A 24,666-nucleotide genomic window follows, 5' to 3' on the forward strand; every position below is an offset into this window, starting at 1 on the left:
AGGGAGAGGATCGCGTCCTCCAGGGTGGGCCGTTCGACGCCGGGCACCTGGGCGCCGGCGATCAGGTTGCGGGGAGTGTCAACGGCGACGACCCGGCCGGCCACGACGACCGCCAACCGGTCACAGAGGCGCTCCGCCTCGTCCATGAAGTGGGTCACCAGCACGACCGTGACGCCACGGTCCCGGACCTGCCGGACCAGCTCCCACGTGTCCCGCCGCGCCTGCGGGTCCAGGCCGGTGGTCAACTCGTCCAGGATCGCCACCGACGGGTTGCCGACCAGGGCGAGCGCGATCGACAGCCGCTGCTTCTGGCCGCCGGAGAGCTTCGCGAACACCGTGTTCCGTTTGGCTGCCAGGCCCAGCTCGTCCATCAGCTCCCGCCAGTCGGCCGGGTGCGGATAGAACGAGCTGTAGAGGTCGAGCGCCTCCCACACCTTGATCCGGTCCGGCAGCTGGCTCTCCTGGAGCTGGATGCCCAGCTTCCGCCGCACCGCCGCGCGGTCCCGGTACGGGTCCAGCCCCAGCACCCGTACCGTGCCCGAATCCGGGGTCCGGAGCCCCTCGACGCACTCCACGGTGGTGGTCTTGCCGGCGCCGTTCGGGCCGACGAGCCCGAAGATCTCGCCCTCTTCCACGCTCAACGACACGTCGGCGACGGCCACCTGGTCGCCGTACTGCTTGCGGAGGTTGCGCACCTCGATGACTGACATGCCGGCAACGCTAGGAATCGCGGTGGGCGCGCAGAATGGGTCCAGCCGCCCGGTGGGGGTGTACCCAGCCCCACCCCTGGTCGGTAGCCTGCCCCGATGCGGTGGCGGTCGGTGCGGCGAAGACTCGACCCGTGACCCGCTTCGTGCTCGCCGTACCGCGCTGCGTCGCCCTGGTCGTCCTGGTCGCGGTCGGGTTCGCCTACGGGTACCTCCTCGTGATCGCCGCCTCCCTGGTCGTCCCCTATCCGCTCGTCGTCTCCGGCCAGTTCCGGCTGACCGCGCTGGCCCGCCGGCTCGCCCGCGCCTGGGCCGGAGCGGACACCCCCGAGCCCGTCCGGTCGAGGCCGCCCGCACCGCACCGGCGTGCGGACGGCTGGTACGTCCACGGGGACACGTTGTTCAGGTCGCACCGGGTGCCGGCGTTCCTGCTCAGGCTGGACCACCACGCGAAGGACCCGACCCTCGGCCGGGAATGGGCGTGGCTGATGCTCACCCCGGTCACCGGCGCGATCCCGCTCCTGGTGCCGCCCGCGCTGATCACGGCCGGCGTGCCCCTGCTCGCGTCGCCCCCCTGGCCGCTCGCGTGGTCGGTGCCGGTGGCCGTCGCGGCGATCGTGGCCGCGTTCCTGCTCGCGCCGGCCGCGTTGCGGGCGTACGGGCGGTGGACCGGCATGCTGCTGGGCACCGGGAAGCCGCCGCAGACGGCGGTCGGCCGGTGGGTGACCCGGACGTCGGCCGCGACGTGGCGGGGCGCCGGACTGGCCGGGCTGTCCCTCGCCGCGTTCGGCGGCCTGCTGCTCAACCTGCTCACCGCCGTCGTGTCGTGGGGCGGGCTGCTGCCGTACACCCTGCCGGCCACGCGGTCGGTGGTGGAGTTCTACCGGCGCCACGTCCGCCGCTGGACGGATGCCGACCTGCCCGCGCCGTACCGGCCGTACCCGCCGCCGCCCCGCCCCGGCGAGGACGGCAACTACCGGGTCGGGCGGGTCCTCTACACCGATCTCGTGGCGGCCGTGCAGGGTCAACGGGCGGGTTGGCTGTTCGGCGACCCGGCCACCTGGCGGGACCAGCTGTGGGCGCTGGGCTCGCTCGCCCTGGCCCCGCTCTCGTTCGTCCCGGCGGTCCTGGTCGGCTTCGGCTTCTACGGCCTGTTCTGCCAGCCGCTGACCTGGGTGAGCTGGGCGGTGCCGATCGGCCTGTCCACCGGCTACTGGATCACCCCGTTCTACCTCTGGTTCGGCTTCGCGCACGTCGGCCTCGTCGCGCCGTCGTTCCCGGACTGGGCGAGCATGCCCCTCGGGCTGGCCGTGGCGCTGCTCGGGCTCGGCCTGGCCGGCCCGCTGATGCGGCTGCGGCTGGCGTGGGACCGGCTCCTGCTCACCCCCACGGCGGCCACCGTGCTCGCCTCGCGGGTCGCGCACCTCGCCACCACCCGGGCCGACGCCGTCGACGTGCAGGCGGCCGAGCTGCGCCGCATCGAACGCGACCTGCACGACGGCGCCCAGGCCCGGCTCATCGCCGTCGGGCTCGGCCTGGCCGCCGTCGCGCGGCTCATGGAGACCGACCCGGCGCGGGCGCGGCTGGTGCTGGCGCAGGCGCAGGAGACGTCCGCCGCCGCGCTGGCCGAGCTGCGCGACCTGGTACGCGGCATCCATCCGCCGGTGCTGGCCGAGCGCGGACTCGGCGACGCGATCCGGGCGATCGCGCTCGACACCCCGTTGCCGGTGGACGTGGACGTCGACCTGCCCCACCGGCTCGACGCGCCGGTCGAGTCGGCCGCCTACTTCGTCACCTGCGAGGCCCTCACCAACGCGGCACGCTGCGCGGCCCACATCTCCGTCTCGCTGTCGCACCGCGACGGGGTGCTCCGGATGGTGGTGGCCGACGACGGTCCCGGCGGGGCCGACCCGGCTGCGGGGACCGGGCTGCGCGGCGTCCAACGCCGCCTCGCTACATTCGACGGAACCCTGAACCTGCACAGTCCGCCCGGCGGACCCACCGTCGTCACCATGGAGATCCCGTGCGCGTCGTCCTCGCCGAAGACCTCCACATCCTGAGGGACGGTCTGGTCCTGCTCCTCGAGAGCCACGGCTTCACCATCGCCGAGGCCGTCGGCGACGGGCCGTCCCTGCGTACCGCCCTGGCCCGGCACCGGCCCGACGTGGCCATCGTCGACGTACGGCTGCCGCCGACCTTCACCGACGAGGGACTCCAGGCGGCGCTGGCCGCCCGGCGGGACGTCCCCGGCCTGCCGGTCCTGGTGCTGTCGCAGCACGTCGAGCAGCTCTACGCCCGGGAACTGCTGGCCGACGGGGCCGGCGCGGTCGGCTACCTGCTCAAGGACCGCGTCCTGAACGCCGACCAGTTCATCGACGCCGTGCGGCGCGTCGCGGCGGGCGGCACCGCGATGGATCCCGAGGTGATCGCCAAGCTGCTGACGGCCGGCGGCACCGCCTCGCCCCTGGCCCGCCTCACGCCGCGCGAGCGGGACGTCCTCGAACTCATGGCCCAGGGCCGCTCCAACGCCGCCATCTCGCAGCGGCTGTTCCTGAGCGAGAGCGCCGTGGGCAAGCACACCGCGAGCATCTTCGGCAAGCTGCGTCTCCCCCCGTCCTCCGACGACAACCGCCGCGTCCTCGCCGTCCTCGCCTACCTCAACGACGCCTGACAGAGATGATGTTGATGAGCACCTCCCGCCGGGGTCTGACCCAACGCCTGACTGACTTCGGGTCTTGAACGGGATCTGTCGGTCTCGATCGGGAGGTGCTCGTGCACTCACTGGACGTGGCGTAGTGACTTCTTGGGAGCCTGGCTAGAGGCCCCATCTCTGTCTTTCAGCCGGTAGACGCCCTTCTTCGTGCCGCCGGTCAGCCGCCGTACCGAGACCAGCGCCCGCCCCCGCCCGAACGCCGCCCGCGCCACCGGCAGCAGCTCGTCGACCGTCAGCCCCACCCGCGCGCCACCCACCCGGCCATCCTGCCCGGCGGGCTCCCGTGGCGAAAGATCAGGCGGCAGGCGTCCCGCCCCCGCCGGGCACCGCGACCACGCGGCGGCGCCGGGCGAGGAGCAACAGGACTCCGCCGCCCGCCACCAGGGCGAGACCGGTTCCCGCGACCAGTCCGGCCCGCGGCCCGGTGATCGGCAGGTCGCCACCGCCACCGCCGTCGCCGCCATCGCCATCGTCGCCACCGTCGTCGTCCCCGGCACCGCCCTTCGCCGCGACCAGGACCGCGAACCCGTCCCGGTTGTCGCTGTCGTCCACGTCGGCCGCCGGCACGGCGACGGCGTTCGCCGGCAGCCCGGTGCGCGGCAGGCCGGAGCGGCCGTCCGTCCGCGCGGCCAGGCCCTCGACCTGCACCGTCCCGCCCGCCAACGTGGCGGGTGCCTTCGTGGCGGCCGCCACCGTCACCAGATCGTGCAGCTCGACGGCGGAGTGACTGCCGTCGGTCGGGTCGGTGTCCTGGCCGGCCGGGATCAGCGCGAGCGTGGCGTAGGTGCAGACGGCCGACCGCCGGTCGCGAGCGACGACGCACTCCTTCGGCGGTCGGGTGAACGTCACCGCCTCGGGCAGGCGCAGTGTGACCTTGACGCCACCGACCGCCTTGCGGCCCTGGTTGACGATGCGATACCGCACCGCGCCCGTCTCACCCGGCTGCAACGTCCCGGCGGGTTCGAGCCGGCCGCCCGCGCCGATGCGTACCGACTGCTTGACGTCCGGCGCCACCACCGACAGATCGGCCTCGGGATCGTCGACCAACCTGAGCGTGAACCACTTGGGGGCAGCGGTCCGCATCGGCTCGTCGCCCCAGGCCATGCCGGCCTCGACGGAGAACCTGCCTTCGTAGGGCTGCTGGTTTTCCTGCACGTTGACGTCGAAGGGAAGATCCACCGTCTCGCCGGCTGCCGGCAGCAGCTCCGGGAGCGCGTTCGGACCGATCCGGCAGTACCAACCCGCGGCGTCGCCGTCGCACTCGCCGGAGCCACCGCCCTCCGGCCACATCAGGGAGATCCCGTCCGGCCAGTCCTGCTCGCCCGGGCGGACGTGGAAGATCGCCTCTCTCGGCGTGCTGTCGGTCAGATTGGTGAGCCTGAGGTGGAGCCGCTTCTTCCCGACCCCCGACGGGACCGTCGTACCGGTCACGTCGACCGTGAACTTCGGATCCGCGTTCGCCGCCGCCACGGGACCGCCGGGGACGGCCAGCCCGGCGAGGACGAGCAGCGTCACCGCCGCCGTGCGCGACAACCATCGATGACCAAGACCCATGGCGGGCTCCTTCAGGCAGGCGGCGATCGTCGTCGACGACCCCCAGTCAAACCGCTCACATCGACTCTTGCAAACGTCTGCGCGGCGCGGCGTGCGGGATCCGCCGGAACTCCGCACCCGGTCACCGGGGTGGGGGCGAGCCGCCGCGCCGCGCGGCGTCAGTCGACCACCAGCAGGCCGGAGAGGAGGACGCCTCGGGCCAGGTTGAGCACGCCGTCGCAGCCGGGGAAGCCGGTACGGATGCAGGCGCCGGCGGCCCGGCGGCCGAACAGGTACGGGGCGATGCTGTACGGCACCTCGGCTGCGACCGTATCGCCGGTCCCGATGTGCACGAAGTCCAGCCCGACGTCGTCGGCCCTCACGTACTCCTGGAGGATGAAGCCGCCCCGGTCGACGGCGCGGGTCAGCCCGTCGCGCCACGCGCCGGCGTCGGTCTCCCGGCCGATCAGCACGTCCACCCCGGCGGAGCCGTCGGCCGGCTTCGCCACCAGGCCGGCCCGGTCGGCGACCGCCCGGTCGAGCAGGTCCGCCGTCAGCGACCAGGTACGCGGCACGTACCGGTGCACCAGGTCCCGGTCGGCGGCCGGCAGCGCGCCGGCGTCCTCCCACAGCCAGGCGAAGGCCCGCTTGTTGGCGACCAGCCACGCCGCCGTCGACACCCACATCGGCACGGTGCCCGCGGCCAGCGCCGCCGCCAGGGCGTCGACCCCGGCGCTCGGGGTGACCCGGTTGGGCACGAAGAGCCGGAACACCCCGTCGACCGGGGCGCCGCCGGCGACGAGCCGCTTCCGGTCGTCCAGCGTGACCTGGGAGACCGGCGCGACGACCAGGTCCATGCCGCACGCGGCGGCCCGCTCGACGACCGGCGACAGCAGCCGGATGAACCGCTGCGGGTCGTCGAGTCCCGGGTACTCGGCGTCGAAGTCGATCAGCATGGCGACGCGGGCCCCCTCGGGCAGGCCGAGGCCGGCGCGGATCGCGGCGAACCGCCGGTCGACGGCCGAGGGGGCCGCCGCGAGGCGGACCCGGTCGGTCAGGCCGCGGCGCCGGTAGACCTCGACGAAGCGGCGCACGGTGGTGTCCGCGTCGAACGCCCCGCCGAGGCTGCTGTCGATGTTGTACTCGACGAACCGGGGCACCCCGTCGCTGAGCAGCACGTCCGGCCGGAACGCGTCGAGCAGCGCCTCGGTCAGCGGCTCGTCGTCGTCGAGCAGCCGGGTCTCGCCGTCGGGCACGTCCAGCAGCCGGCGCAGCTCCCCGGCAGTGCCGGCCCGCCGCCGGCACGCCTCGAAGATGAGCTGGGCGATCCGGTCGGCGACGGCGTTGAGCACGCCGAGCGACGTCTCGTCCATCACCGGCGGCCGGGCCAGCCGCCACTGCTCGTTGTACGTGGCCCGGCCGTCGAAGACCTCCCGCCAGGAGTCCGCCCCGGCGGCCACCATCTCGGCGCGCACCGGCGCGGGCAGGTCGAGCCACGCCCGCGCGGCGGAGGGCCAGCGGTAGTCGACGTCGTCCATTCATCCCTCCTTCATGACGTGTCCGATGGCGGTCCGGAGCTGCTCGCGGGTGGGCTGCACGGCCCGGTCCAGCGCCGGGGCGAACGGCAGCACCGCGCCGTCGGGGCGGGTGACGCGGCGCGGCGGCGCCACCAGCCGCACCCGCTCGACCATCGTCGCGATGATCTCCCCGGCGATGCCGCAGGAGCGGTTGGCGTCGTCCACCACCACCAGCCGCCCGGTGCGTCGCAGCGACTCGGCGAGGGCGTCCCAGTCGAACGGGTACAGCGTGCGTGGGTCGAACACCTCCACCGACACCTGGTCGGTGAGTTCCTCGGCGACCGCGAGGGCGTCGTGCACCAGGTGCCCGACCGCCACCACGGTCACGTCGTCGCCGGGCCGGTGCACCCGGGCGCGCCCCAGCGGCACCGGGGCGAGCGCGGCGAGGTCCACGTCGGCGCGGACGTCCAGCGCCCCGGCGGGGGCGAAGACCACCACCGGGTCGTCGCACCGCACCGCCGACACCAGCAGCCCGTACGCGTCGGTCGGGGTGGCCGGCACGACGGTGGTCACCCCGACGTGGGCGAAGAGGCTGTACGGGTGGTCGGAGTGCTGCCCCGCCCAGCCCGTCCGGGAGCCGGAGCCCGGCACCAGGTACGTGACCGGCACCGCGCACTGCCCGCCGGTCATCAGCGGGAACTTGTGCGCGTGGTTGACGATCTGCTCGAAGACCAGGAACAGCAGCGACGGGATCTGGAACTCCACCACCGGTCGCATCCCGGCCAGGGCCGCCCCGGTGGCGAAGCTGGTGAAAGCCTGCTCCGACAGCGGGGTGTCGCGCACCCGGTCCGGGCCGAACCGCTTGAACAGCCCGGCGGTGACGTTCGAGGCGGCCACCCGGATGTCCTCGCCGAGCAGGAACACCGACTCGTCGCGGGCCAACTCGTCGGCGAGCGCCCGGGTGAGCGCTTTGCGGTAGGAGAGCCTGGGCATCGCTAGCCACCTCCGGTGCGCGCGGTCAGGCCGCTGGCGTACAGGTGGGCGAGGGCGTCGGCCGGGTCCGGTTCCGCGCTGGCGAGCGCGAACTCGACGGCCCGCGTCAGCACCTCCTCCACCTCGGCGTCCACCCCGGACCGTACGGCGGCGGGCAGCCGCGCGCCCTGGATGTCCACCGGGTCGCGGGAGCGGCCCCGGGCCACCTCGTCCGGCGGGCGGTAGTCGAGGCGTACCGCGTGTTCGAAGGTGTGGTGGGCGTCGAAGCGGTAGGTGCGGGCCTCGATCAGCTCGGGGCCGCCGCCGGCGCGCATCCGGTCGGCGGCGGCGCTCGCGGCGTCGCGTACCGCCTCGGGGTCCTGGCCGTCGACGACGGCGGCCGGGATGCCGAACGCGGCGGCGCGGCCCGGGATGCTGCCGGCGACCGCGCCCGCGACGGGCATCGTGGTGGCGTAGCCGTTGTTCTCGCAGACGAACAGCACCGGCACCCGCCACAGCGCGGCCAGGTTGAACGCCTCCAACAGCATCCCCTCGTTGACCGCGCCGTCGCCGAAGAAGCTGACCCCGACGACGTCGTCGCCGCGCCGGCGGCGCGCCCAGACCGCCCCGGTGACGATCGCCCCGGACGCGCCGACGATGGCGTTGGCGCCGAGCACGCCGACCGCGAAGTCGGCGGCGTGCATCGAGCCGCCCCGGCCGGCGTTGAGGCCGGTGACCCGGCCGCACAGCTCGGCCATCATCCGGGCCGGGTCCGCGCCCTTGGCGAGCACGTGCCCGTGCCCCCGGTGGGTGCCGGCGACCACGTCGTCGGCCCGCAGCGCCGCGCACACCCCGGCGGCGATCCCCTCCTGCCCGAGGTACGGGTGGATGCCGCCGACGACGTGCCCGGAGCGGACCAGCCCGATCGCCCGCTCCTCGAAGCGGCGGATCAGCCGGACCGTCCGGTAGAGCCGGACGGGGTCGGCGTCGGTCACCGCTCGCGCCCCTGCTTGACGGCGGCGAGGATGTCGTCCCAGAGCCGGGCGCGGGCGGCGAGCGCGGTGTTGACGGTGTCCGCGCACTCCTGCCACCTGGCGTCGTCGTCGCCGCACAGGTCGGCGAGCATCTGCATGGCCATCGGGGTGTGCTGCTCGCCGTCGACCTCGATGTGCCGCTCCAGGTAGTCGACGAACGTGTGCAGCCGCCGGCTGCGCTCGTTGACCGCGACGACCTGGGTGAACATGTCGGGGATGAGGTCCTCCCGGCCGAAGGCGAAGGCGGCGGCCTGGCAGTGCACCGGGGTGGACTCGATGATCCGCCAGGTGGTCGCGGCGAACGCCGCCGACGGCGCGGGCACCCGGGCCGCCACCAGCGCCTCGGCCACCGGCCGGCCGGCCCGCAGCAGGTCGATCAGCGTGTCCACGGCGGTGGTGTCGGCGCCGGCCTCGCGCATGCCCCGCACGTACAGCTCGAAGTGGCTGATGTGGCCGTCGCCCAGCTCGTCGCTCTCCTCCACCATCACGATGTCGTTGATGAGGCGGCGGCTGCCGGTCGGCCCGGTCGGGATCCACGGCACGGTGACGCAGGTGAGCTGCCGCTGCAACGAGGTCAGCAGGGACATGAAGTCCCAGACGGCGAAGACGTGGTGCTCCATGAAGGTGACCAGCGCCTCGTGGGTGTCGAGAGCGGCGTAGAGCGGGTGCCGCACGACCGCCTCGCGGCGCTCGCCCACCGCCTTCTCCAGCCGTTCGATCCCCGGGTGCGTCCTACCCCAGTCGTACCGTGACATGTCAGCCTCCCTGCGGGGCGCGGTCGCGCCAGATGACCGGGCAGTACTCGGGGTCCGCGTAGTCCGGCCGCCCGTCGTCGGTGCGGCGGACCAGCACGTCGTGGTTGTACGCGGCGAGGGTGCCGTCGGAGAGCCGATACTCCCGCCAGGCGTTCTCGCCGTCCTGCAGGTGCAGCGAGATCGCCCGGCGCGGGCGGCCGCTGACGTTGGCGCCGCTGCCGTGGTAGGTGCGGCAGTGGTGGAAGCTCATGTGTCCCCTGGGGATCACCATGGGCACCTTGCGGATCTCCACGCCGTTGTGGGCCGCGTTCTCGGCGAGCATCTCCTCCAGCTGGCCGCGGTCGCGGTCGGCGAAGTGGCGCACCACCGTGTCGTCGGCGCCGATCTCCGCCCAGCGGTGCGAGCCGTCGACCATCGTGATGGTGCCCATCTCCTCACCGCAGTCGTGGAACGGGATGAACGCGGTGAGCATGTCCTCCGACGACGAGGACGCCCAGTAGTGCTTGTCGAAGTGCCAGGGCACGATGTTCGACGGCTCGCCCGAGACCGGCGGCTTCTGGATCAGCGTGGACTGGAAGACGCGGATCTCGGTGGCGCCCGCGAGGCGGGCGGCGACCGCGCCGATCAGCGGCTTGCGCAGGATCGCCCCGAGCACGTCGTGCTCGTGGTGGACGTAGTCGTTGTGCCGCTGCACCGGGCCCTTCGACGGCTCCCAGTAGGCGAGCCGCGCCGGGCGCACCGGCAGGCGGCGGTCCCGCTCGCCGGCGTAGTAGCGGTCGGCGGCGGCCGTGAGGGCGTCCACCTCGTCGTCGGTGAGCAGCTTCTTCGACAGGTACCAGCCGTGCGCGGCGTAGAACGCCACGTCGTCGGCGGAGGGCAGCAGCGCCTCCTCCTCGGCGGTCAGTGCCGGCTCGAACTCGGTCGCGGTCACGTCCGCACCTCCTGCGGTGTCGGGGCCGCGACGGCGGTGCCCGCCGCGGCCAGTTCCCGTTCCTTGGCCTCGTAGAGCGCCTTGATGTTGCCGCTGCCGAAGGTCCGCGCCCCGCGCCGCTCGATCAGCTCCAGGAAGAGCGTGCGGCGCACGTGCATGGACTCCGTGAAGATCTGCAGCAGCTGGCCGCCGTGGTCGCGGTCGACGAGCACGCCGAGGTCGCGCAGCCGGTCCAGCGGCGCGTCCACCGGGCCGACCCGCGCCTCCAGCGCGTCGTAGTAGCTGGCCGGGGTGCCGGCGAAGCGCACGCCCCGCTCGGCGAGGACGGCCACCGCGGTGACGATGTCGTCGGTGCGCAGCCCCAGGTGCTGCACCCCGGCGCCGGCGTGCTGGTCGAGGAAGGCGTCCAGCTGCCCGGGCCTGCGCGAACGGTCGGGTTCCAGCAGCACCAGGGTCACCCGTCCCGACGGGCTCTGCACCACCGTCGAGTTCATCGCCTGCCCGGCGACCTCCACGTGCTCGGCGAAGACCTCCGCGAACCCGAACACGTCCCGGTAGTGCCGGACCGTCTCGTCGAGCTGCCCGGGCGGCACGCAGACCGCCAGGTGGTCGATCTCGGCGAGCAGCTTGCCGCCGCCGTCGTCGGGGGGCGTCATCTCGACCGCCCCGGGCAGGAACTCGCCCCGGTCGCCGTGGCGGGACACGAGGCGGTGCAGCACGTCGCCGAAGCCGCCCACCTCGGCGGTCACCACCTCGGCGTCCGCGCCGGTGAAGGTGGTCGGCGGCGTCACCCCCACCGCTCCCCGGCGCACCAGTTCGGCGTACGCGCCCGCGGCGTCGTCGACCTCCAACGCGACCACGGCCACGCCGTCGCCGTGGCGCTGCACGTACCGCGACGCCGGGTGCTCGGCGGTGAGCCCGGTGGTGAGCACCATCCGGACGTCGCCCTGGCTCAGCAGCAGCGACCGCTGGTCGGCCAGCCCGGTCTCGGGACCGCCCTGGCCGCGCAGCTGGAAGCCGACCGCCCGGTCGAAGTAGAAGGCCGCCTGCCGGGCGTCCCCCACGAAGAGTTCGATGTGGTCGATTGCTCGGATGTCCAATGTCCTCAGCCCTTTCCACGGTCTCCGCCGTGGTTGCCGTCCGGGCGCGGTCCGCCCGGGATGGTGCGGGGTCAGTCCCTCGGCCGGGCGGCCCGCGCGAGCAGCAGGCTCACGTTCTGCCCGCCGAAGCCGAAGGAGTTGGTCAGCGCGTATCCGGTGTCCGTCCTGCGCGGCTCGGCGCGGATGTGGTCCGCCGGGCAGGCCGGGTCGGGGTCGTCGAGGTTGTGCGTGGGCGGCAGCAGGCCCCGGCCGAGCGCCAGCGCGGTGGCCGCCGCCTCCAGCACGCCGGACGCGCCGAGCAGGTGGCCGGTGAGCGCCTTGGTGGAGCTGACCGGCACCCCGTCGGCGCCGAACACGTCAGCCAGCGCGGTGGTCTCGGCGATGTCGCCGAGCTTCGTGCCGGTGCCGTGCGCGTTGACGTAGCCGACCCGCGCGGCGGGCACGCCGCCGCTGGCCAGCGCCCGCCGCATGCACTCCGCCGCGCCCGCGCCGTCGGGCCTCGGGGCGGTCGGGTGGTACGCGTCGGTGGTGGCCCCGTACCCGGCGACCTCGGCGTAGCCGGTGACGCCCCGGGCGGCGGCGTGCGCGGCGCGTTCCAGCACCAGCAGGGCCGCGCCCTCGGCGAGGACGAACCCGTTGCGGCGGGCGTCGAACGGCCGGCTCGCGGCGGTCGGGTCGGCCCAGCCCCGGGCGAGCGCCCGCGCGTTGCCGAAGGTGTCGGCGAAGGTCGGGAAGAGGGGCGCCTCGCTGGCGCCGCAGAGCACCACGTCGGCCTCCCCGGCGCGGATCAGCCGCAGCGCGTCGGCGATCGACTGGGCGCCGGAGGCGCAGGCGGTGCCGACCGACGAGGTGTAGCCGCGGATGCCGTGGCGGATGGCGATGCGGGCCGACGGCATGTTCGGCAGGATCCCGGTCAGCAGGTAGGGACTGACCGCCGACCGGCCGCGCGCGGCGCGGGTGAGCACCTGCGCCTCCAGGGTGGCCATCCCGCCGACGCCGCCGACGATCACCCCGATCCGGCCCGGGTCCACGTCCCGGCCCACCTCGATGCCGGCGTCGGCGAGCGCGTCGGCGGCGGCGAGCAGGGCGAGCACCACGACCCGGTCCAGGACCCTGGTCTCCGGCCCGGAGGCGACCGTACGCGGGTCGACGTCCGGCAGCACGCCGGCGACCTCCAGCGACCCGGCGGCGGGGTGCCCGGCCGGCGGCCGGGTCAGTCCGGAGCGGCCGGAGCAGAGCGCGTCGAAGGTGGCGTCGACGCCCCGCCCGGCGGGGGTGAACAGCCCCATCCCGGTGATGACGGCCGTCATGACGGCGCCTCGCTGAGGTAGCGCTCCCGCAGGACCACCTTGCGCACCTTGCCGGTGACGGTGACCGGGATGTCGGCGGAGCGGACCAGCACCACCCGGCGCAGGGTCGCGCCGACGTCCGGGCCGAGCGCGGCCCGGACCCGCCCGGTGCGGTCCTCGGCGGGGTCGGCGCCGGCGGCGAGTTCCAGCAGCACGTCGGTGACCACCCCGTCGACCCCCGAGGTGATCACCACCGTGCAGTCGGTGACGTCCGGGCAGGCGGCGAGGACGCGCTCCTCGGAGAGCGCCGTGTAGAACCACCGCCCGTCCCCCGCGTCGACCGCGTCGACGGCCCGGTCGAGGTGGTGGTAGCGGCCCTCGTCGTCGGCGTACACCAGGTCGCCGGTCAGGTACCAGCCGCGTTGCCGGGACCGGTACGTGGTGGCCGAGTCGTTCCAGTAGCCCCGGAACAGCGACGGCGAGTCGACGCCGAGCCAGCCCACCTCGCCAACCGGTGCCGGGTCCCCGTCGGCGGTGAGCACGGCGACCTTCGCGAACCGGTAGGGCCGGCCGACGCAGCGGCCGTACCGGTCGGTGTCGACGCGGTGGGTGATGTGGAACATCGAGTGGCCCATCTCGCTGGAGCCGAGCCCGTCGATGAAGACCGAGCCGGGCACCCGGGTGACCCCCTCGCGGGTCACCACGTCGCGGGAGCCGACCGCGACGAGCCGGCGCACGTGCGGCTCGTGCGAGCAGTCGCCGGTGTTGAACCACAGCGACACCGAGTCCAGGTCGTACGCGGACAGGTCGAAGCGGGCCAGCTCCGCCCACGTCACGGAGAACCCGAACACCCCGTCGGGACGCCAGCGCTGGATCGCCTCCAGCACCCGCTCCCCGCCCTGGTCGGAGAGCAGGAGCATCTCGGCGCGGTTGCCGAGGGCCTGGTTGACCATGAGCACGGTGGCGGTGTGCGGTGCGGGCAGCGCGTTGAGGATGCGGCCGGTGCCCTGCGCCTGCGGCATGGCGAGCAGGTGCCGGGTGGCGGCGAAGAGGCTGGCGTGCGAGTGCAGCACCGCCTTGGGTATCCCGGTGGTGCCCGAGGTGTGGGTGATGACGACCGGGTCGTCGCCGTGGTGCCGGTAGTGCTGCGGCGCGGCGGCCGGGTCGCCCGCGCCCGCCTCGGCCGGGGTGCCGAGCACCGGTACCCCGAGGTCGTGGTCGGCCAGCAGGGCGCGGTGCGCGTCGTCGGCGAGCACCCCGACGCCGCGCAGCCGGCGGATGTACTCGGCGGCGATCTCGGGGCGCAGCCCGCCGTTCATCAGCGCCGGGATCGCGCCGAGCCGGGTCAGCGCGAGGTAGCTGAGCACCATGTCGGCGGCGGCGGTGGCCCACACGGCGACCGGGTCGCGGGGCTTGATCCCCCGCTCGTGCAGCCAGGCGGCGCGGGCGGCGACCCGCTCGTCGAGCCCGCCCAGCGTGAGCGCCCGCCCGGCCGGGTGGCCGTCCACGGCGGTGTCGAAGGTGAGGCCCGGCCCGTCCGGGTCGGCGCCGTGCGCCAGCACCCGGGCCAGTACGTTGCCGGCGCCGATCCGCTCGTCGGCGGCCAGCGCCCCGCGCAGTCCCCTCTTCCTCATGGTGCGTCTCCTCCCCCCAGCAGCACCGCGACGGCTCGGGCTCCGGGCTGTCCGCCCGCGTCCCGCGCACCGCCGTCGACGGATGCCTGTTCGATCAGGACCAGCAACGCCCGGTCGGCGTCGCCGTCGTGCAGCAGCAGCTCGGCCTCCGCGATCCCCTCGGCGCGCGGATCACCGATCGGCGCGAGGCAGAGCACCGGCCCGCCGAGGCCCCACCGGGCGGCCACGTGTCCGGCCACGCTGTTGGGCACCGACTGGAAGAAGAACAGCGGCCCGGGCCGGCCGCCGGCGGCGACCGTGGCGCGCACGTGCGCCGCGCTGGCCCGGTCCCCGGCCGCGCTGACCAGCACGACCGCGGTCCGTTCGCCGTCGGGGGCCGGCCGCCGGCCGTACGCCCGGGTCAGGCAGCGCTCGGCCACGGCCGCGACGAGGGGCGGGAAGCGGGAGTGCACGTACCCGGGCACCGGCGGCGGCGCCCCGTCGCCCGGCTCGGGCCAGGCCGCCTCGGCCAGCACGGTCAGTCGGCCGGCGGGGTGCTGCGCGGTCCCGCTCATGCCGCACCCACCAGCAGCGCCGTGTTGGCGCCACCGAAGGCGGCGTTGAGGCTCAGCGCGTACCCGGTGGCGGCGGGTCGTGGCGCGTCGCGGACGACGTCCAGCGGGCAGGCCGGATCGGGGCCGAGCCAGCCGGCGTTGACGGGCAGCTTCCCGTGCCGCAGGGCGAGCACGGTCACCACCAGTTCCAGCAGGCCGGAGGCCTCCAGGGCGTGCCCGTGCAGCGCCTTGGTGGAGCTGACCGGAACGCGTGCCGCCGCCGCGCCGAGCGCGGTGCGCAGGGCCGCCGCCTCGGCGGCATCGCTGTGGCCGGTGCCGGTGGCGTTGGCGTTGACGTACCCGATCGCCTCCGCCGGGAGTCCGGCCCGGCGCAGCGCCGCGGTGACCGCCCGGGCCAGACCCCGCCCGCCCGGCTCCGGCTGGCACGGGTGGAACGCGTCCCCGGCCCGGCCCCAGCCGAGCAGGTCGGCGACCGGGCGGCGGGCGGCGGCCCGCGACTCCAGCACCACCGCGGCGATGCCGTCGCCGAGCAGCAGCCCGGTGCGGCCGGCGCTGAACGGGCGCACCCCGCCGTCGGTGGCGAGGGCGCGACCGGCGTCGAAGAGCGCGTACTGGTCCGGCTCGACCAGGTAGCCGGCGGCCACCACCGCCCGGGTGACGTCGCCCCGGCGGATCAGGGCGGCGGCGTCGGCGACCGCGCTGCTGGCCGAGACGCAGGCGGTGGTGTACGCCCGGGCCGGGCCGGTGAGCCCCGTCCGGGCGGCCAGCGCGGTGGTGAGCGCCGGCACGTGCGCGCCGCCGTGCACGGCCAGCAGCAGGGCCGTGCCGGCCCGGCGACCGGCGTCGAGCCCGGCGCCCCGGCAGGCCGCGTCGACCGCCTCGGCGAGCTCGTCGGCCAGGTCACCGGCGTCGGACAGGACGGCGGCGGCGTCCACCCGGCGGGGTGCGGTGTCGAAGCGGTCCACCGGCCGGAACGGCGGTACGCCTGCCAGCACGCCGGCGAGCTGCGCGTCGGCTCCCCTGCCGAGCGCGCTGGTCGCGTGGACGCCGGTGAGCTGGACGGTCGCCGGTTCAGCCATCGGCGGCGGCGGTCATCGGATCGGGCGAGGTGTGCGGCGGGGTCGCAGCCGCCAGGCACGCCCGGAAGACCGCCAGGGCGTCGTCGACGGTACGGATCCCGGCGAGCTGGTCGTCGGTGAGGTCGAGGCGCCGGTCGAGGCGCTGCTCGACGAGGTGCACCAGCCAGGCCAGCTCCATGGAGCCGATCCGGTCGCCGACCTCGGCGGCCGGCTTGCCGGCCAGGTCGGCGAGCATGGTCACCAGGTCGGCCCGTTCCAGGTCGGGCTGACCGGCCATCAGGAGTCGTCGCTCGTCGCCCCGGCGACCCGGTCGGCGACCATCGTGGTGAACTCGCCGACCGTCATCAGGGCCAGCTTCTCGGACTCGTCGTCGGCGAACTTCAGGCCGTAGCGGTCCTCGACGCGTACGGCGAGGTCGGCGAGGGCCAACGACTCCAGGTCCACCCCGGACGGGCCGAGGGTCGTCTCGTCGTCGAGGCCCTCGACGTCGTAGTTCATGTCCTCGAGCTGCTCGACGACGAAGGCGCGGATCTCGGGTCGCATGGTTAACCTCTTTCCGTGAGCCAGTTACCGGTGCCCGGTCGGGACACCGCGTACGTGTGGATCGGCCGGGGTGTCGGCGCTCGGCCGGTCCCGGCCGGGCGGCTGTTGCGGCGCGCGGGTGCCGCGCTGCTCGGCCGTGCGGAGGCGGAGTTCGTGGTGGAGCACGGCCGCGACGGGCGTCCGCTGGTCACGGTGCCCGGCGCGGGGGCCCGGGTGGAGCTGCCGGTCAGCGTCAGCCGGGCCGACGGGGTGGTCGCGGTCGCCGCCCGGGCGGCCGGCCCGGTGGGGATCGACGTGGAGTGGTGCCGTCCGCTGCCCGCCCTGGCGCTGGCCGGGCGATGGTTCGCGCCGGCCGAGGCGGCGTGGCTGGCGGGGCGCGACGCCGATGGGCGGGCCCGCGACTTCCTGCGGCTGTGGACGGCGAAGGAGGCCGTGGGCAAGGCGCTCGGGACGGGGCTGCGCGGCGGCGGCCTGCGGCGGCTCATGCCGGTGCCGGACGACCCCGACGGGGCGCTGCGGCCGGAGACCGACGCCCTCGACGGCGCGCTGCGACCGGGGACCGCTGCCCCCGACGGGGCGCAGCGGCCGGCGCCCGGCACCTTCGACGGCGCGTGGCGGCCGGTGCCCGAGGGCCTCGGCGGGGCGCTGGGGCCGGCGCCCGGCGGCAGGCGCCTGCGCGTCGGGCATCCCCGCGTTGGTGGGGGCCTGGTCCTGGCGGTCGCGGTGGTCGCCGACGAGGCGGTGCCGGTCCACGTGGTGTCGGTCGGGGCGCTGCTGGTCCAGGCGGTGTCGGTCGGATCGGACGGGGCCGTCGGGGCCGCGCGGTGCCGCGCTCACGTGGCGGCCGCCCGCAGCGCGTCGGTCGAGCGGACCAGCTTGCCGGTGGTGGTACGCGGCAGCTGATCCACCAGGCGCAGGGTGCGTGGGCGCTTGTAGCCGGCCAGCCGCTCGGCGATCAGCTTGTCGAGCACCTCCTCCGACAGCGGCCCGTCCGGCTGCACGTAGGCGGTGATGCCGCCGTCGAAGACGACCACGGCGGCGGCGACGCCGGCCAACTCGGCGACGGTCGCCTCCACCTCCGTCAGGTCGACCTTCAGACCGCCGACGGAGACCTGCGAGTCGAGCCGCCCGCGAACGGTGACCAGGCCGGTGTCCGGGTGCACGACGCCGGCGTCGCGGGTGCGCAGCCAGCCGTCGGCCCAGCGGGTGGGGTCGCTCGGCCCGACGTACGGCGACGCGGGGCAGCTCACCCACAGCTCACCGTCGACCTCGCGGACCTCGACGCCGGGCGCCGGAGCGATGGACGGGCGGTGCCGGCCGTGCAGGTCGGTGCCGATGACGCCGACCTCGGTCATCCCGTACATGTTGCCCAGCGGCACGCCGTACCGGTCGGTGAAGGCGCGGGCCACGGCGGCCGGCACCAGCTCGCCGCCGGTGGTCATCCGCTTGAACTGCGGCAGCGGCCCGGTGGGACGGGTGGAGGCGAGCAGTCCGATGTGGAACGGCACGCCGAGCACCGTGGCCGGCGAGTCGTCGGACGCGATCGCGGCCAGCACCGCGTCACCGGCGAGCCGCTCCGGCGGCACCAGCTCGACCCCGGCGTGCAGGCCGTAGAGCAGGCCGCCGACGAGGCCGAGCACGTGCACCATCGAGGGCAGCAGGACGATCCGCTCGCCGGGCAGCGCCACCCCGTCGATGCGGGTGTAGCGGCGTACCTCGGCGACCAGGTCGTCGGCGGTACGACCGATCACCTTGGACGGTCCGGTGGAGCCGGAGCTGAGCTGGATCACCGCGTGCCCGCTGACCGCCGGGCGGTCGGCGTAGGCGGTGACGCCCTCCGTGACGTCGACGAAGATCCGCAGCCCGCCGCCGCCGGTGCGGACCGGGGCCACCACCACCTGCGGGGTGAGCCGCGCGAGTGCCCGGTCGACCTCGTGGTCGGTGAGGCGGTGGTCGAGCAGGATCGCCTGGGCCCCGCTGCGCCAGGTCGCCAGCAGGTTCACCACGTACGCCAGCGAGGGCGGCAGCCGCAGCGCGACGGCGCCCCCGGGGCGTAGTCCGGCGGCGCCGAGGCGGGCCTGCGCGTCGGCCACCAGCCGCCGCAGGGCGCCCCGGTCGACCGGTTCGGGAAGTCGGAGACAAATGTCGGTCGAACGGCCTTCGAGCAGAATTTCATCAACCCAGAGCGGGTCTGTCGCCGCAGGATTTCCCGTCGCCACTACCGTTCACCGCCCAGCCTCAATTAGGGCGGAACCGCCCATAAGGTGTGCCTGTCGGGGTGCTGCGGGGAACCTTACGACGCCGTCCGGATGCATAGCTAGATGCAAATGGCTAGATCAGAAAGGGCGGCCGGCCGGATTGCCCACGACCGGTTCGGCGGGCAGTATCGGGCGTGTACGTCGACTGAGGGTATCCGCCGGATGACCCGTCGTGCGTACGGCGCGGCACGCCCACCGGACGGCCGATGGTGCTCTTCAGGCGCGTCGGTACGGCCCCCCGGGGCGAGCCTGAACGGTGCTGCCGTACGGGCCGGGTGGGACTGCCGCGCGGGCGGGGCGCGGCGGGCGACGCCAGGCCCGGCCGGCACGTCGGTCGGCGATCGGCGCCTGTCGGCGAGCGCCCGGGTGGCGGACACGTCAGGCCTGGCGTGCACCGCGGGCGGCGTCACGGCGGCAGGCCCCGCGCGTGCTGTGCGACGGGCCGCGCCACAAGCGACATGTGCCGGGGCGACATGCCGGCGTGCCACCGCACGAGTGGAACACCACGGGTGTCACCGGCTGTCGTTGACACCCATGGTGTTCCACTCGCGCCTCGCGGCCAGCGGGTGAACAGCCCGCGACCCCGCACCGGCGGGCGAGGCAGCCGGTGAGGGGGCAGAACAGCCGAGACGGAGATCAGGGTCGGGACGTGGCGGGGGTCTGGGCGTGGATGAGGAAGCGCAGCGACCGGGCGTCGGTGAAGCACTCCCGCATCGGCCGGACCAGGTCCCGGTGCTCCGGGCTGCGTTCCCACGCCTCGAAGTCGGCCAGGCTCACCCACTCGCTGGTGATCAGCCACTGCTCCGGGTCGGCCGACGACCGGCAGACCTGGTCGACGAGGTGGCCGGCAACGCCCCCGGCCACCAGGTGCCGGACCGCCTCGTACGCGGCCAGGAACGCCTCCGTACGCTCCTGCGGCACCCGTACCAGGAACACCACCCGGGCCCGCTGGGCGTTCGCGTCGGCTGTCCGCTGCGCCCCGACCCGGGACCCGACGGGCGTCGTACCGGTGGCCTGCTCGCTCACGGCGTCACTCCCCTCTGCGGCGCGGCCCCACGCAGGACCAGCGCGCTGTTGAAACCGTCGAAGCCGCGGGCGCAGACCAGCGCGAGTCGGCTGCGCGGTCGCCGGTGTTCCCGCAGGAAGTCCAGCTCACAGCCCTCGGCCACCTCGTCCGGGCCGGCGGAGGCCGGCAGCGTGTCGTGGCCGAACGCGAGCAGCGCGGTGGCCACGTCCAGCGCCGAGCCGCCCTGGTGTGCGCGGCCGGTCAGCGGCTTCTGGGTGCTGACCGGGGGCGGCCGGTCGCCGAAGACGGCGCGGAGCGCCACGGCCTCGCTGCGGTCGTAGCGGGGCACGCCGAGCGCGTCGGGCAGCACCACGTCGACCGTCTCCGCCCCGACGCCGGCCCGGTCCAGGGCCAGCCGCATGGCGCGGGCGTACTGGATCGGGTCGCCGGCGGTGTCGGGTCCGGTGTGGACGGCGTCGTGGGTGGCGCCCCAGCCGGTCACCTCGCCGTACACGCGGGCCCCCCGCGACAGCGCGTGGCCCAGCTCCTCCACCACGAACACCGCGCCGCCCTCGGCGGGCAGGTAGCCGCTGGCGGCGGCGTCGAACGGCCGGTAGGCCCGCTCCGGGTCGGCCACGTCGCTGAGCAGGCCGGAGCGCAGCTGGCAGGCCAGGGCGTACGGGCTCAGCGGGCACTCGGTCGCCCCGGCGATCACCACGGGCGTGCCCCGGCGTACGGCCCGCGCGGCGTGCGCCAGGCTGTCCAGCCCGCCGGCGGTCTCGGCGACCAGCACCCCGGACGGCCCCTTGAACTGGTGATGGATGGAGAGCTGCCCGACGCTGGCCGCGTAGAACCAGGCGATCGACTGGTACGCCCCGACGGTGCGCGACGGCCCGCCCCAGAGCCGTTGCAGCTCCCGCTGCCCGAACAGGTTCCCACCCGACGAGCTGGCCAGGGTCACGGCGTAGCCGTACGGGTCGGGGGCCCGCTCGGGCAGGCCGGCGTCGGCCAGTGCCAGCCGGGTGGCGGCGAAGCCGAGGTGCGTCCACCGGTCGGTCTGCACCAGCCGGCGGTTGTCGGCGTACGCGGCGGCGTCGAAGCCGGGCACCTCCCCGCCGTGGCGGGTGGGGTAGCCGGCGGAGTCGAACAGCGTGATCGGCCCGGTGCGGCGGGTGCCGGCGAGCACGGTACGCCAGTGCGCGTCCACGCCGATCCCGCTGGGCGCGACGACGCCGATGCCGGTCACCACGGCCCGCGCGGTCACGGCAGCACCCGCCCGGGCAGCCGGCGGAACACCATCGCCGACTGGAAGCCGCCGAACCCGCTGCCCACCGAGAGCGCCACGTCGACCGGCAGCTCCCGCGCCTCGTTCGGGACGTAGTCCAGGTCGCACTCCGGGTCGCGGGTGCTCCAGTTGGCCGTCGGCGGCACCACGCCGTACTCCACGGCCAGCGCGCACGCGGCCATCTCGATCGAGCCGATCGCGCCGAGCGAGTGCCCGACCATCGACTTGATCGAGCTGATCGGCACCCGGTACGCGGCCTGACCCAGCGCCCGCTTGAACGCGGCGGTCTCGTGCCGGTCGTTCTGCCGGGTGCCCGAGCCGTGGGCGCTGATGTAGGAGACCTGCTCGGGGGCGATGCGGCCCTGCTTCAGGGCGGCCGAGATGGCCAGCCCCATCTCCAGCCCGTCGGGCCGCAGCCCCGTCATGTGGTAGCCGTTGCTGCGGCTGGCGTAGCCGGCCACCTCGCAGTAGACGTGCGCGCCGCGGCGCGCGGCGTGCCCGGCCTCCTCCAGCACCAGCACCGCCGCCCCCTCGGCGAGGACGAAGCCGTGCCGGTCGGCGTCGAACGGGCGGGAGGCGTGCGCCGGGTCGTCGTTGTCCGGGCTGGTCGCCTTGATCGCGTCGAACGAGGCGACGGTGACCGGGGAGATCGGCGAGTCGGCGGCCCCGGCCAGCACGACGTCGGCCTCGCCGTCGGCGATGAGCTGGTGGGCGTACCCGATCGCGTCGATGCCGGAGGTGCAACCGGTGGAGACCACCTGCGCGGGGCCGTGCAGCCCGTGCCGGCACGCCACGTCCGCGGCGAGGCTGCTGGGCACGAGCGCCTGATAGAGGTACGGGCCGCCGCGCCCGGCGTCGACCAGCCACCGGCGGCCGGTGTCGCTGACCGTGACGTACTCCTGCTCCAGGGCGGTGGTGCCGCCGACGGCGGTGCCGAGCACCACGCCGGTGCGGTCCCGCTCGGCGTCGGTGAGCTCCAGACCGGCGTCGGCGAGGGCCTCGGCGGCGCAGGCGAGGGCGAACTGCACGTACCGGTCGGCGCGCCGCAGCTCGTCTGCGGTGAGGCCGGCGGCGACCGGATCGAAGTCGCACTCGGCGGCGATCTGGGAGCGGAAGGCCGACGGGTCGAAGAAGGTGATCCGCCGGGTCGCCGTACGCCCCTCGGTGATGGTCTTCCAGAACCGGTCCCGGCTGGCGCCGCCGGGGGCGACCACCCCGACGCCGGTCACCACCGTGCGGCGCCCACTCACGATCCGCCTCGCTGTTCGACCAGCTCGGTGTCGACGTGACCGAGTTCGGGGCGGGGCGCCAGCGGTCCGAGGTGGAAGACCACCTCGGCCGGCTCGTCCCCGGTGTTGCGCAGCCGGTGCCGGACGTTGCGCGGCACGAACAGCGCCTCTCCGGCGGCCAGCGGCACCGGCTCGTCGTCCAGGTCGACGGTGATCGTGCCCCGGGCGACGTAGAGGAACTCCTCGCTGTACGGGTGGTAGTGCTCGGCGATCCGCTCCCCCGGGCGCAGCGTCGCCACCCCCATGAAACCCGAGGTGCTGCCGACGGTCTTGGGACCGAGCAGCACCCGCAACTCGCCGCCGCGGCGGCCGTCGGGCGCGACGTCGGCGGCGGCGACCAGCCGCAGGGTCCGCTCACTCATCGCCGGCTCCCGTCGCCCGGTCGGCGTCGGCGAGCCGCTCGATCTTCTCCTTGATGACGGCGAGCTGCACCGCGCTGTTGGCGTTGATCCGGTCGGTCATGCCCGCGTCGTCGACCGGCGCGGTGGGCTTCATCGCGAAGTCCTGCACCCAGGTCATCCGGGTTCCGCCGGGCTCCTCGGTGTAGCGCCAGTGGATGCGCATGTACTCGAACGGCCCCGCCTCCACCCGCCGGGCGTCGACCTGCCGGGTGACCGGGTCGGCGGTACGTTCGCTGACCCAGCTCCACACCGTGCCGTTCTCGTCGGGGTGCATGGTGAGCCGGAACCGCACCGTGTCGCCGTCGCGGTGCAGGATGTCCGCGCGGGCGTACTCGGTGAACAGCTGCGGCCAGTTGGCGACGTCGTTGGTGACGTCCCACACCAGCGGCAGCGGCGCGGCGATGAGCACGCTGTTCTCCGTGTGCCCGGGCTGGTCGGCGTGGCGGGCGACCAGCTCGGCTACGCCCGCGATGCTGAGCTGCCCGGCCTGTTCGGGGATCTGCACCTGCCAGCGGTCGGCGACCACGGCGGAGAGTTCGAGCAGCGCCAGCGAGTCCATGCCGAGTTCCTCCAGGGACGCGGCCGGGGCGCGGGCGGCGGCGTCGGCGTCCAGCCCGCAGTTGGCCACCAGGATGTCGGTGATCTCGGCGGTCAGCGGACGGCCATGGGTGACTGTCATCGGAGCCTCCTGTGGTGTGCGTCGGGCGGGCCGGCGAGCAACTGCTCGACCAGGCCGGTGGAGTAGCGGCCCTTGCGGAATCCGGCGTCGTCGAGCACCCGCCGGGCGAACGGGATGGTGGTGCGGACCCCGGGGCCGGCGATGTCGAACTCGTCGAGGGCGCGTTCCAGCCGGTTGAGCGCGAGCTCCCGGTCCGGTGCCCAGACCGCCACCTTGGCCAGCAGGGAGTCGTAGTGCGGGCCGAACAGGTAGCCGGCGTGGCCGTGCGTGTCGACCCGGGTGAACGGGCCGCCGGGCGGTACGAAGCGCTCCAGCCGGCCGGGCGTCGGCGCGAAGCCACGGTCCGGGTCCTCCACGTTGACCCGGCACTCGATGGCGACCCCGTGGAACCGGACGTCCTCCTGCCGCCAGCGCAGCGGCACCCCCGCGGCGATGTGCAGCTGCTCGTGCACCAGGTCGATCCCGGTGATCATCTCGGTGACGGGATGTTCGACCTGGATCCGGCAGTTGATCTCCAGGAAGTGGAACCGCTCGTCGGGGTCGACGAGGAACTCCACGGTGCCGGCGCCGGTGAAGCCGGCGTGCAGGGCGCCGCGCAGGGCGCACTCCGCGATGGCCTCCGAGGTGCCGGCCGACAGCGCCGGGGCGGGCGCCTCCTCCACCAGCTTCTGGTGGCGGCGCTGCACCGAACAGTCCCGGGTGCCCAGGTGCACGCCGTTGCCGTGGGAGTCGCACAGCAGCTGCACCTCGACGTGCCGGGCACCCGTCAGGTACCGCTCCACGTACACCCGGTCGTCGCCGAAGGCGGCCTGGGCGGCGGCGCGGGTCCGCGCGTACGCCCGGGGCAGTTCGGCCGGGGTGGCGACCACCGTCATGCCCCGGCCCCCACCGCCGGCCGCCGCCTTGACGATCACCGGGTAGCCGACCTCGGCGGCCACCTCCGCCGCCGCGGCGGCGGTGGGCACCGGCGCGACGCTGCCCGGCGGCAGGGGCAGCCCGGCCCGGCGCATCAGCGCCCGCGCCGAGGACTTGTCGGCCAGCACGGACATCACCTCCGGCGGCGGGCCGATGAAGACCAGGCCGTTGTCGGCGCAGATCTCGGCGAAGTCGGCGTCCTCGGAGAGGAAGCCGTAGCCGGGGTGCACCGCCTGCGCGCCCACCTGCCGGGCCGCCTCCACGATCGCGGCGGCGTTGAGGTAGCTGCGCCGGCTGGCCGCCGGCCCGATCCGCACGGCCTCGTCGGCCAGGCGCACGGCGGCGGAGTCGGCGTCCGCGGTGGAGTAGACCACCGCCGTACGCACGCCCAGCTCGCGACAGGCGCGCAGGACCCGCAGGGCGATCTCCCCCCGGTTGGCGATCAGGACCTTCTCGAACATCGCGACCCGCC

24 protein-coding genes and 1 pseudogene are annotated in these 24,666 nt (G+C 74.9%); 3 read left to right on the forward strand and 22 right to left on the reverse strand.

Translation table 11 applies throughout. The features are described from left to right. Window positions 1-8 precede the first annotated feature (8 nt). Window positions 9-710: pseudogene (locus ACN27A_RS05910) on the reverse strand (ABC transporter ATP-binding protein); the annotation flags it as partial. A 131-nt stretch (window positions 711-841) separates the two neighbouring features. Between ACN27A_RS05910 and ACN27A_RS05915 the strand changes: the two are divergent. Both ACN27A_RS05915 and ACN27A_RS05920 read left to right on the forward strand, forming a co-directional pair. Then, complete coding sequence (locus ACN27A_RS05915) at window positions 842-2,767, forward strand: sensor histidine kinase (protein ID WP_421450253.1); 1,926 nt, start codon at window positions 842-844, stop codon at window positions 2,765-2,767. Then, window positions 2,731-3,378 carry a response regulator gene (locus ACN27A_RS05920; protein ID WP_132234698.1) on the forward strand — a complete coding sequence of 216 codons (648 nt, stop codon included), beginning with the start codon at window positions 2,731-2,733 and terminating at the stop codon, window positions 3,376-3,378. The genes ACN27A_RS05915 and ACN27A_RS05920 overlap by 37 nt, the downstream gene beginning before the upstream one ends. 107 nt (window positions 3,379-3,485) lie before the next feature. Here ACN27A_RS05920 and ACN27A_RS05925 read toward each other — a convergent pair whose 3' ends face one another. The 14 genes from ACN27A_RS05925 to ACN27A_RS05990 all read right to left on the reverse strand — a co-directional run bounded on the left by ACN27A_RS05925 (window position 3,486) and on the right by ACN27A_RS05990 (window position 16,361). Then, window positions 3,486-3,677: a hypothetical protein gene (locus tag ACN27A_RS05925; RefSeq protein ID WP_421450254.1), complete on the reverse strand. Its 192-nt coding sequence runs from the start codon at window positions 3,675-3,677 to the stop codon at window positions 3,486-3,488. A gap of 37 nt (window positions 3,678-3,714) precedes the next feature. Continuing rightward, on the reverse strand, window positions 3,715-4,974 hold the full coding sequence (locus ACN27A_RS05930) for a hypothetical protein (protein WP_421450255.1): 1,260 nt from the start codon (window positions 4,972-4,974) through the stop codon (window positions 3,715-3,717). A gap of 158 nt (window positions 4,975-5,132) precedes the next feature. Continuing rightward, window positions 5,133-6,491 carry a hypothetical protein gene (locus ACN27A_RS05935; protein WP_421450256.1) on the reverse strand — a complete coding sequence of 453 codons (1,359 nt, stop codon included), beginning with the start codon at window positions 6,489-6,491 and terminating at the stop codon, window positions 5,133-5,135. Next, complete coding sequence (locus ACN27A_RS05940; protein WP_421450257.1) at window positions 6,492-7,463, reverse strand: alpha-ketoacid dehydrogenase subunit beta; 972 nt, start codon at window positions 7,461-7,463, stop codon at window positions 6,492-6,494. 2 nt (window positions 7,464-7,465) lie between these two features. Beyond that, window positions 7,466-8,437: a thiamine pyrophosphate-dependent dehydrogenase E1 component subunit alpha gene (locus tag ACN27A_RS05945; protein WP_421450258.1), complete on the reverse strand. Its 972-nt coding sequence runs from the start codon at window positions 8,435-8,437 to the stop codon at window positions 7,466-7,468. Further along, entirely contained in the window at window positions 8,434-9,231 is a 798-nt protein-coding gene (locus tag ACN27A_RS05950) for a DUF3050 domain-containing protein (RefSeq protein WP_421450259.1), read from the reverse strand. The genes ACN27A_RS05945 and ACN27A_RS05950 overlap by 4 nt, the downstream gene beginning before the upstream one ends. A 1-nt stretch (window position 9,232) precedes the next feature. Further along, a complete protein-coding gene (locus ACN27A_RS05955) occupies window positions 9,233-10,162 on the reverse strand; it encodes a phytanoyl-CoA dioxygenase family protein (RefSeq protein ID WP_421450260.1) in 930 nt (309 codons plus the stop codon). Beyond that, complete coding sequence (hppD, locus tag ACN27A_RS05960; RefSeq protein WP_421450261.1) at window positions 10,159-11,262, reverse strand: 4-hydroxyphenylpyruvate dioxygenase; 1,104 nt, start codon at window positions 11,260-11,262, stop codon at window positions 10,159-10,161. The genes ACN27A_RS05955 and hppD overlap by 4 nt, the downstream gene beginning before the upstream one ends. Window positions 11,263-11,333: 71 nt before the next feature. Next, the gene (locus ACN27A_RS05965; protein WP_421450262.1) at window positions 11,334-12,572 is read right to left on the reverse strand and encodes a beta-ketoacyl-[acyl-carrier-protein] synthase family protein; all 1,239 of its coding nucleotides are present in this window, start codon (window positions 12,570-12,572) and stop codon (window positions 11,334-11,336) included. Next, entirely contained in the window at window positions 12,569-14,185 is a 1,617-nt protein-coding gene (locus ACN27A_RS05970) for a class I adenylate-forming enzyme family protein (RefSeq protein ID WP_421450263.1), read from the reverse strand. Before ACN27A_RS05970 ends, ACN27A_RS05965 begins: the two co-directional genes overlap by 4 nt. Further along, on the reverse strand, window positions 14,182-14,739 hold the full coding sequence (locus tag ACN27A_RS05975) for a beta-ketoacyl synthase chain length factor (protein ID WP_421450264.1): 558 nt from the start codon (window positions 14,737-14,739) through the stop codon (window positions 14,182-14,184). The genes ACN27A_RS05970 and ACN27A_RS05975 overlap by 4 nt, the downstream gene beginning before the upstream one ends. Continuing rightward, on the reverse strand, window positions 14,736-15,818 hold the full coding sequence (locus ACN27A_RS05980; protein WP_421450265.1) for a beta-ketoacyl-[acyl-carrier-protein] synthase family protein: 1,083 nt from the start codon (window positions 15,816-15,818) through the stop codon (window positions 14,736-14,738). Before ACN27A_RS05980 ends, ACN27A_RS05975 begins: the two co-directional genes overlap by 4 nt. After that, window positions 15,811-16,095 (reverse strand): acyl carrier protein, encoded by a 285-nt coding sequence (locus ACN27A_RS05985; protein ID WP_421450266.1) that lies wholly within the window; start codon window positions 16,093-16,095, stop codon window positions 15,811-15,813. Before ACN27A_RS05985 ends, ACN27A_RS05980 begins: the two co-directional genes overlap by 8 nt. Beyond that, on the reverse strand, window positions 16,095-16,361 hold the full coding sequence (locus tag ACN27A_RS05990) for an acyl carrier protein (RefSeq protein WP_311412663.1): 267 nt from the start codon (window positions 16,359-16,361) through the stop codon (window positions 16,095-16,097). The genes ACN27A_RS05985 and ACN27A_RS05990 overlap by 1 nt, the downstream gene beginning before the upstream one ends. Before the next feature lie 15 nt (window positions 16,362-16,376). On the opposite strand from ACN27A_RS05990, the gene ACN27A_RS05995 reads away from it, so the two are divergent. After that, window positions 16,377-17,264, forward strand: coding sequence for a 4'-phosphopantetheinyl transferase family protein (locus ACN27A_RS05995; protein ID WP_421450267.1), 888 nt, complete (start codon window positions 16,377-16,379; stop codon window positions 17,262-17,264). Here ACN27A_RS05995 and ACN27A_RS06000 read toward each other — a convergent pair. From ACN27A_RS06000 to ACN27A_RS06030, 7 genes are all read right to left on the reverse strand, one after another. After that, window positions 17,195-18,580: a class I adenylate-forming enzyme family protein gene (locus tag ACN27A_RS06000; protein WP_421450268.1), complete on the reverse strand. Its 1,386-nt coding sequence runs from the start codon at window positions 18,578-18,580 to the stop codon at window positions 17,195-17,197. The genes ACN27A_RS05995 and ACN27A_RS06000 overlap by 70 nt on opposite strands. Window positions 18,581-19,255: 675 nt before the next feature. Further along, window positions 19,256-19,558 carry an antibiotic biosynthesis monooxygenase family protein gene (locus tag ACN27A_RS06005; protein ID WP_421458379.1) on the reverse strand — a complete coding sequence of 101 codons (303 nt, stop codon included), beginning with the start codon at window positions 19,556-19,558 and terminating at the stop codon, window positions 19,256-19,258. Window positions 19,559-19,641: 83 nt separating this feature from the next. Then, complete coding sequence (locus tag ACN27A_RS06010) at window positions 19,642-20,889, reverse strand: beta-ketoacyl synthase N-terminal-like domain-containing protein (protein WP_421450269.1); 1,248 nt, start codon at window positions 20,887-20,889, stop codon at window positions 19,642-19,644. After that, window positions 20,886-22,160, reverse strand: coding sequence for a beta-ketoacyl-[acyl-carrier-protein] synthase family protein (locus ACN27A_RS06015; protein ID WP_421450270.1), 1,275 nt, complete (start codon window positions 22,158-22,160; stop codon window positions 20,886-20,888). The genes ACN27A_RS06010 and ACN27A_RS06015 overlap by 4 nt, the downstream gene beginning before the upstream one ends. After that, window positions 22,157-22,561, reverse strand: a complete 405-nt coding sequence (locus tag ACN27A_RS06020; RefSeq protein WP_151456459.1) for a cupin domain-containing protein — start codon at window positions 22,559-22,561, stop codon at window positions 22,157-22,159. The genes ACN27A_RS06015 and ACN27A_RS06020 overlap by 4 nt, the downstream gene beginning before the upstream one ends. After that, window positions 22,554-23,279, reverse strand: coding sequence for an SRPBCC family protein (locus tag ACN27A_RS06025; RefSeq protein WP_421450271.1), 726 nt, complete (start codon window positions 23,277-23,279; stop codon window positions 22,554-22,556). Before ACN27A_RS06025 ends, ACN27A_RS06020 begins: the two co-directional genes overlap by 8 nt. Further along, window positions 23,276-24,655: an acetyl-CoA carboxylase biotin carboxylase subunit gene (locus ACN27A_RS06030; RefSeq protein ID WP_421450272.1), complete on the reverse strand. Its 1,380-nt coding sequence runs from the start codon at window positions 24,653-24,655 to the stop codon at window positions 23,276-23,278. The genes ACN27A_RS06025 and ACN27A_RS06030 overlap by 4 nt, the downstream gene beginning before the upstream one ends. Window positions 24,656-24,666: the final 11 nt, after the last annotated feature.

Origin of the sequence: Micromonospora sp. WMMD737, from assembly GCF_049179055.1 — a bacterium.
Taxonomy (GTDB): domain Bacteria; phylum Actinomycetota; class Actinomycetes; order Mycobacteriales; family Micromonosporaceae; genus Micromonospora; species Micromonospora reichwaldensis.

What these genes read in the sequence shown, in the direction of transcription:
- ACN27A_RS05990 (WP_311412663.1), bottom strand. Translation starts at nt 16,361, where the DNA reads ATGCGACCCGAGATCCGCGCCTTCGTCGTCGAGCAGCTCGAGGACATG.
- ACN27A_RS06030 (WP_421450272.1), bottom strand. Translation starts at nt 24,655, where the DNA reads ATGTTCGAGAAGGTCCTGATCGCCAACCGGGGGGAGATCGCCCTGCGG.
- ACN27A_RS05985 (WP_421450266.1), bottom strand. Translation starts at nt 16,095, where the DNA reads ATGGCCGGTCAGCCCGACCTGGAACGGGCCGACCTGGTGACCATGCTC.
- ACN27A_RS05975 (WP_421450264.1), bottom strand. Translation starts at nt 14,739, where the DNA reads ATGAGCGGGACCGCGCAGCACCCCGCCGGCCGACTGACCGTGCTGGCC.
- ACN27A_RS05965 (WP_421450262.1), bottom strand. Translation starts at nt 12,572, where the DNA reads ATGACGGCCGTCATCACCGGGATGGGGCTGTTCACCCCCGCCGGGCGG.
- ACN27A_RS06025 (WP_421450271.1), bottom strand. Translation starts at nt 23,279, where the DNA reads ATGACAGTCACCCATGGCCGTCCGCTGACCGCCGAGATCACCGACATC.
- ACN27A_RS05980 (WP_421450265.1), bottom strand. Translation starts at nt 15,818, where the DNA reads ATGGCTGAACCGGCGACCGTCCAGCTCACCGGCGTCCACGCGACCAGC.
- ACN27A_RS05950 (WP_421450259.1), bottom strand. Translation starts at nt 9,231, where the DNA reads ATGTCACGGTACGACTGGGGTAGGACGCACCCGGGGATCGAACGGCTG.
- ACN27A_RS05930 (WP_421450255.1), bottom strand. Translation starts at nt 4,974, where the DNA reads ATGGGTCTTGGTCATCGATGGTTGTCGCGCACGGCGGCGGTGACGCTG.
- ACN27A_RS05935 (WP_421450256.1), bottom strand. Translation starts at nt 6,491, where the DNA reads ATGGACGACGTCGACTACCGCTGGCCCTCCGCCGCGCGGGCGTGGCTC.
- ACN27A_RS06020 (WP_151456459.1), bottom strand. Translation starts at nt 22,561, where the DNA reads ATGAGTGAGCGGACCCTGCGGCTGGTCGCCGCCGCCGACGTCGCGCCC.
- ACN27A_RS05970 (WP_421450263.1), bottom strand. Translation starts at nt 14,185, where the DNA reads ATGAGGAAGAGGGGACTGCGCGGGGCGCTGGCCGCCGACGAGCGGATC.
- ACN27A_RS05940 (WP_421450257.1), bottom strand. Translation starts at nt 7,463, where the DNA reads ATGCCCAGGCTCTCCTACCGCAAAGCGCTCACCCGGGCGCTCGCCGAC.